General features: G+C 45.7%; 8 protein-coding genes. All 8 read left to right on the top strand.

The genetic code is table 11. The annotated features are described in order from the left end of the window. The first annotated feature begins 125 nt into the window (after positions 1 to 125). Positions 126 to 1,211, top strand: coding sequence for a phage major capsid protein, P2 family (locus BT797_RS04290; RefSeq protein ID WP_075471172.1), 1,086 nt, complete (start codon positions 126 to 128; stop codon positions 1,209 to 1,211). A 79-nt stretch (positions 1,212 to 1,290) separates the two neighbouring features. Next, entirely contained in the window at positions 1,291 to 2,043 is a 753-nt protein-coding gene (gpM, locus tag BT797_RS04295; protein ID WP_075471173.1) for a phage terminase small subunit, read from the top strand. Positions 2,044 to 2,178: 135 nt separating this feature from the next. Continuing rightward, the gene (locus BT797_RS04300; RefSeq protein WP_075471174.1) at positions 2,179 to 2,646 is read left to right on the top strand and encodes a head completion/stabilization protein; all 468 of its coding nucleotides are present in this window, start codon (positions 2,179 to 2,181) and stop codon (positions 2,644 to 2,646) included. After that, positions 2,643 to 3,128 (top strand): phage tail protein, encoded by a 486-nt coding sequence (locus BT797_RS04305; protein ID WP_075471175.1) that lies wholly within the window; start codon positions 2,643 to 2,645, stop codon positions 3,126 to 3,128. Before BT797_RS04300 ends, BT797_RS04305 begins: the two co-directional genes overlap by 4 nt. Before the next feature lie 3 nt (positions 3,129 to 3,131). Then, the gene (locus tag BT797_RS04310; RefSeq protein ID WP_075471176.1) at positions 3,132 to 3,782 is read left to right on the top strand and encodes a phage virion morphogenesis family protein; all 651 of its coding nucleotides are present in this window, start codon (positions 3,132 to 3,134) and stop codon (positions 3,780 to 3,782) included. A gap of 12 nt (positions 3,783 to 3,794) precedes the next feature. Then, complete coding sequence (locus BT797_RS04315) at positions 3,795 to 4,895, top strand: DUF2586 domain-containing protein (RefSeq protein ID WP_075471177.1); 1,101 nt, start codon at positions 3,795 to 3,797, stop codon at positions 4,893 to 4,895. A 10-nt stretch (positions 4,896 to 4,905) separates the two neighbouring features. After that, a complete protein-coding gene (locus BT797_RS04320; RefSeq protein WP_045109604.1) occupies positions 4,906 to 5,358 on the top strand; it encodes a phage protein in 453 nt (150 codons plus the stop codon). Further along, on the top strand, positions 5,358 to 5,981 hold the full coding sequence (locus BT797_RS04325; protein ID WP_075471178.1) for a hypothetical protein: 624 nt from the start codon (positions 5,358 to 5,360) through the stop codon (positions 5,979 to 5,981). The genes BT797_RS04320 and BT797_RS04325 overlap by 1 nt, the downstream gene beginning before the upstream one ends. Positions 5,982 to 6,069: the final 88 nt, after the last annotated feature.

Consider the following 6,069-nt stretch of genomic DNA (forward strand, 5'->3'; position numbering starts at 1 on the left):
GCGCTGACTAAAACCGTGAACGATGCAATCAAAGACCCTGCATCAACAACCACTGATGGTGAAGAAGAACACCTTGGTGAAAATGCCAAATACCACAACCTTTTTTAGCAATAGGAACCAAATTAATGAAGCTTAAAACAACACAAGTTTTTGCCGCGGTTGTGTCTGCATTGGCTGTCAATTACGGGGTCGCCTCCGTATCAGAGCAGTTCAGTGTCGAGCCGTCGATTGAGCAGACGCTGTATGACCAGGTATATCAAAGTGCAGAGTTCTTACAGCGCATTGATACGCAAATGGTCGATGATTTAGTCGGCAGTTCAATTACGGCGGGTATCAGTGGCGGTGTCACTGGTCGTGCTGGCGTTGAAACGGATGAAACTAAAAGTCGTAGCACCAAAGACCCACTGGGTTTAACTGACCGTGAATACCGTTGTTATGCGGTTGAATGCGATACCCACATTACGTGGCAACGCATGGATATGTGGGCCAAGTTCCCAGACTTCCACAGTCGTTTTCGTGCCCACGTTCGTCAAGCCATTGCACTGGATATCATCAAGATTGGCTGGAACGGTACCAGCGCCGCCAAAGTAACGGATATCGCCACGTACCCAATGATGGAAGATGTGAATATCGGTTGGTTCCAGCTGGTGCGCCGTGACAATCCCGCCAATGTGTTTGCCGATGGTGAACAAAAAGACGGTGAAATTCGTATTGGCGCAGGCGGTGATTATGAAAACCTTGATCAAGGTGTGCATGATTTACTGCAAGCAATCCCAGCCCATAAACGCATTGGTTTAGTCGCTATTATTGGTGATGAGCTGTTAGCCAAAGAAAAGAACAAGCTCTACGCCAAACAAGCGCATACCCCCAGTGAAAAAGACAAGATCGAGCTAGAGCAGATCATTGAAACGTTCGGTGGTTTGAAAGCGTATAAGGTGCCGTTCTTCCCAGAGCGCGGCATCTTAATAACCTCGTTCGATAACCTTTGTCATTACGTGCAATCAGGTTCAACGCGCACCTCGATTGAAAATAATGCCAAGAAGAAACGTGTCGAAGATTACCAATCACGTAACGATTGTTACTACATCAATGACTTGGAAAAGATCGCCTTCTTTGAGGCTGACTCGGTCAAGCTGGACAAGGTGAAAGATCCTGCCGTTGATGCCGGTGACTTTGATGCGAATAACCCTGCGCATTGGGTTTGGTCTTAACCGATTTGAACGAGTAGATGAATCAAGTACTGGCTTATCACGGTAAGCCAGTTATTTACCAAACAGAGAGTTTTTTGAAATGAGCATAGTCAAACGAAATCAGCGTAAAACCCATGCCTCTATTATCGGTGTGGACTGGGCAAGTGGTCCAGATCAGTCTGCCTCAGTGACCGTCAAGCAGGGCAAGGTTGTCGAAATCGAATCAAGCCGCGCCGAAGGCATCATGGACGAGTTTGATTTCTTCAAAGCGGCAATGGATTCCGACCTTGCTCAACTTAAAAAGTTTTCTCACATGGAAGACAAGCTTGAATACAAAGCCAAGGCCATTGAGAACCATCAATACCTAGACTATCTACGCCGCTATCAAGCTCAAGGAACAGACCATCAGAACATGGTGCTGGCTTGGGTGGTGATTTGGCTTGTTGACCTTGGGCACTGGAAAACAGCCTTTGAATTCTTGCCTTTGTTAGTGACGCAAAACCAACGTTTACCAGGGCGCTTTAGTACCCAAGATTGGCCGACCTTTTTAATTGACCAGCTTTATGATGAAGGTGCTAAGCACCTAAGCCAAGGGCGTGATGCAGTAGAGCGTAGCCACGTTATTCAGCTATTTACTCAGTTTATCCATTTGCTCGATACGCACCAATGGCGGTTAACTGAATTGATTGGCGGCAAGCTATACGCCATGACTGCCAAGTTAGAGCACAGCGTATTTAACCTGGGCAATGCGTATACCTACGGAGTGAAAGCAACCGCGTTAAACGACAAAGCAGGCGTTAAAAAAATGGTCAGAGAAATAGCCAAGACCATTGGTAAAGAAACCGACCTTTAGTTTATTGGCAGTCTTTGTAAAAAGAATTGTAACAACTCTCGCGCCACCGGCTCGGCTGCGTTGGACTTATTCACAGTAGTGAAATGGGCTCCTTATCGCAGTGGCTAGAGCCGACCTATTAGAAGTGAGTAAAAGATGAATTTAGCGGGTATGCCACTGGCACAAGTAAGCAATGAAAATGTCGCAAACAACGGTTTTTATCCTGAACTGGGCACTGCTGAATTTATCACTGATTATGCTATCGCAACGGAATACGCCAACAACAGCGAACAGGTTAAGCGAACACTGGTGCTGGCCATGCTCGATGTTAACCAGGCATTGGCAAGGTATCGATTACGTCATTGGCAACAGCTTGAAAAATTACAAGAGGTGAGCCTTGAGGAAATTAATGGTGTAAACACATTAATTCTTATGTACCAACGCGCCGTGTATTGCCGTGCTAAGGCTAAGTTGTTAATCAGCCGCCTAGGTGAAACGCACCGCGACCAACGGGCCGCGCAGCAAGTGATGGCCAGTGACAATCAAGAATACTGGTTAGCAGAAAGCGATACCGCCTTACGTCAAATGATGAAGCTAACGAACTCCGGTGTTGAATTGATATGAGCCAAAGTAAATTACAGCGTTTAGTGCAGTACCTGGTATCGGCAACTTACAAGGGGCGACATTTAGCCAGGGCAGGCGAGTTTGATAGTTGGATTGAAGGTGGACGTATTGAACACGCCAGTAAACGAATAAACGGAACAGGGTTGCTCGCCGCACGGTTTTATTACAGTGGTGTGATCAGCATTAATCCATGCAATGCCCCTGTTGAATTGATCGCAACTTATGTGAGTTTTTGGTTAATGACAAATGCAGAAAAAGACGACAGCCAAGATGTGGAATTTAGCCTGGATATTAATGACGACAACAGCGCTGACATCGAATTAACAATTGAGCGGTTCGCAGAAGATGTGATGCTCGTTGAAGACATAAACGGGCCGTTTGAATTGGAGTTTCAAGGCGAAACCAAACGTTTTGATTTTGGTGAACAGAGTCTTTGGATTGCAGCGTCATTCCAGTTAGAGACTGAATGTGGGGCGCGTTAGAGCATGCTTAATCTTGGTATCCCCACTGATAATGCGTTAAAGCAATTAGATTTGTTAACGCTTGATGCCAATAAGCGCCGCCGTATTTTACGTGGTGCTGGTCGGCAAGTGAGGCGAGATACCAAAGCCCGATTAAAAGGGCAGCAAAATTTATCCGGTACCCATTGGCAAGGCCGTGCAAACGGCAAAAAAACTCGCATGTTAAAGAAACTCGGTAAAGGCTTACAGGTTCACACCACAGCGAATAATGCGACGGTCACCTTTGGTGATCCGCATGCTGGGAAAATAGCCAGAGTGCATCAAGAAGGTATCGACGTAACGGTAAAAGCCAAAACCGCAACGGAGCTACAGCAGCAGAGAGGAACGCTTGATTATAGCGATCCTTCAACGCGTAAACAGGCCAAAGCACTGCGTAAAGAAGGCTATAAAATTAGGAAAAAGCGCGGTAAAGGCTGGAAGACGCCAACGCTGAAATGGATGCAAGAAAATTTAACGATGGGACGGGCAGGTCTTATATTGCGCCTTATGCGTGAAAGTGCCCCTAAATCAAGTTGGGAAATAAAAACACCCGCGCGTTCGTTCTTAGGCCAGAACGAAACTGAACAAGCACAATTAAAAAACTACATGTTGGACGAGGCATTTCGCCTCCGCTAAAAGGGTAAATATATGGCACAAGGCAAGGTTTCCGTTACCTCGTTAAATACGGGTAGCGGTGCAACAAAAGAAGTTGAACGCGCCGTGTTGTTCATCGGTGTTGGCACACTCAACATTGGCAGCATTGTAGCGGTAAACGCGCAATCGGAATTTGATGAACTTATTTCTGCAGACGATTCAGCACTGAAAACACAACTGCAAGCATGGGTGCGTAACGGGGATGACCTAGTCTCTGGTTGGGCAATTCCGATTAACTCAGGCGATGATGTGTTTGGCTTAATCGATAACGCCATGGACCAAAACATCAGTCCCGAAATTATCGTGATAACAACGGCTATCACAGGTAAATCGCAGATTGAAGCCTTTCAGAATAAGGCATTAGAGATACTTGCCAAGCACGCTCGCCGTGTGCGTTTTCTTGTTGCAGCGCCAGGGCTTGTATCTGGGCAAACGTGGTCTGAACATCTTAGCGCATTAACGCCGTTAACCGATGGTGTTGTTGCCGAGCGTGTTGCAGTTGTGCCAGGGCTTTATGGTGATGAACTTGGCGCAGTAACAGGTCGACTTTGTAAACGTTCAGTGACGATTGCCGACTCACCAATGCGTGTGCAAACAGGGTCAGTGGCATTACAACCGACACCACATGACAGTGCCGGTCAACCAATTACCAACGCCGTGACTGCGGCGCTCGATGCCGTTCGTTTTAGTTGTGTACAGTTTTATCCTGACTTTGACGGTATTTACTTTGGTGACGTCAATATGCTTGATGCTGAAGGCGGTGACTATCAGCAAATTGAAGCCGGTCGTATCGTCGATAAAGCTGCACGTCAGGTTCGTATTATTGCTATCTATCAAATTAAGAATCGCCGTTTAAATAATTCACCAACGGGGATCAGCTTTGGTAAACGTGTTTTAGGCAAACCACTGCGCGCAATGGCGAAAAGTATCAACATAGGCGCAGACAAATTCCCTGGTGAAATACGCGAGCCGAAAGATGACTCAATCAGTTTAACCTTCATGAACGAACGTCAATTACGGGTGTTACTCAAAGTGCAGCCAATTGACTCTCCGAGTGAAATTCTTGTCGGCATCATGCTAGATAAGGCCGAATAAGGAGCAAAACATGTCAGTAAAAGCATTGGGCGGTAAAGACTTTGATATTTTCATTGGTGACAAAATGGTGCATGTCATCGAAGCCAGCGTAAAAATCACCGATGGCCGTAAAGCCAAAAAAGTACGTGGTATTACCAAAGGCTATATCGACGGTCCGGTTGACGCCGAAGTCACTATTAAATTAGACCATGAAAACTTTCTTATTCTGCAGGATGTGGCTAAAACGGCAGGTAGCTGGAAAGGTATCGAACCTTTTGATATTTCGTTTTTAGCGGAAGTTGCCGCCGGCACCAAGAATATTGAAGCCTTTGGTGTACTGCCGCAGTTAGATGAGATCTTAAATATCAAAGCGGAAGGCGGTGAAGAAGACACTACCACGATCAAAGGGCCGGTGACGTCGACTGATTTTATCAAAATCAATGGCATTCCTTATCTTACTGCAGAAGAAGTGAGAGACCTGTAATGGCAGCAATCAAAAACCTCACTGCAAGTACGTTGCTTAAGGCTATGCAAGCCAAACACTACAAAGTATTTGAAGGTGAATTAAACCTTAACCTTATTGGCGTTCGCAACAGTGATACCAAAGCAAACAGTTTTAACGACGTGCTTTGCGTTTTGTATCAGCAAGACGGTAAATGGCAGCTTGTCAGTTTTAAATGTACCACGGACGCAGGTACTTATTACCGTGAGAACCCGTGCAATGTGGATGGCACTGCAGTACTTGCCGCCATGCAGCACCGCAGTTTATGGACATTTGGTTATCACCAGGGAAAATACCCTGCGTTAGTGCAGCATAAACCCGTCACTGTTTATAGAGACAACAACAATGATAATAAACTCGATTGTGAGAGTCATTTACAACGTGGTTATTTCGGTATTAATTGCCATCGAGCGAGTGCAAATCATGAGTCAAAGCAAGTCGACAAGTGGTCTGCAGGTTGCCAGGTATTAGCTAACCCGAATGATTTTAATAAGCTGATGGCCCTTTGCCATCAAAGCAGTCAGCAATGGGGCAGTACTTTTACGTACACCTTATTAAACCAAATAGAATTAAACCAAGCTGATTTAAACCCAAATAAAGAGTGAGAATGACCATGGCGTTAGAGCAAAAGATCATCCTAGAAGTGAATGACATTGAACTGAGTTTCAATGTAAACGTAACGGCTTACAACAA

The organism is Moritella viscosa (genome assembly GCF_900120065.1).
GTDB lineage: Bacteria > Pseudomonadota > Gammaproteobacteria > Enterobacterales > Moritellaceae > Moritella > Moritella viscosa.

What these genes read in the sequence shown, in the direction of transcription:
- BT797_RS04300 (WP_075471174.1), top strand. Translation starts at nt 2,179, where the DNA reads ATGAATTTAGCGGGTATGCCACTGGCACAAGTAAGCAATGAAAATGTC.
- gpM (WP_075471173.1), top strand. Translation starts at nt 1,291, where the DNA reads ATGAGCATAGTCAAACGAAATCAGCGTAAAACCCATGCCTCTATTATC.
- BT797_RS04325 (WP_075471178.1), top strand. Translation starts at nt 5,358, where the DNA reads ATGGCAGCAATCAAAAACCTCACTGCAAGTACGTTGCTTAAGGCTATG.
- BT797_RS04305 (WP_075471175.1), top strand. Translation starts at nt 2,643, where the DNA reads ATGAGCCAAAGTAAATTACAGCGTTTAGTGCAGTACCTGGTATCGGCA.
- BT797_RS04310 (WP_075471176.1), top strand. Translation starts at nt 3,132, where the DNA reads ATGCTTAATCTTGGTATCCCCACTGATAATGCGTTAAAGCAATTAGAT.
- BT797_RS04320 (WP_045109604.1), top strand. Translation starts at nt 4,906, where the DNA reads ATGTCAGTAAAAGCATTGGGCGGTAAAGACTTTGATATTTTCATTGGT.
- BT797_RS04290 (WP_075471172.1), top strand. Translation starts at nt 126, where the DNA reads ATGAAGCTTAAAACAACACAAGTTTTTGCCGCGGTTGTGTCTGCATTG.
- BT797_RS04315 (WP_075471177.1), top strand. Translation starts at nt 3,795, where the DNA reads ATGGCACAAGGCAAGGTTTCCGTTACCTCGTTAAATACGGGTAGCGGT.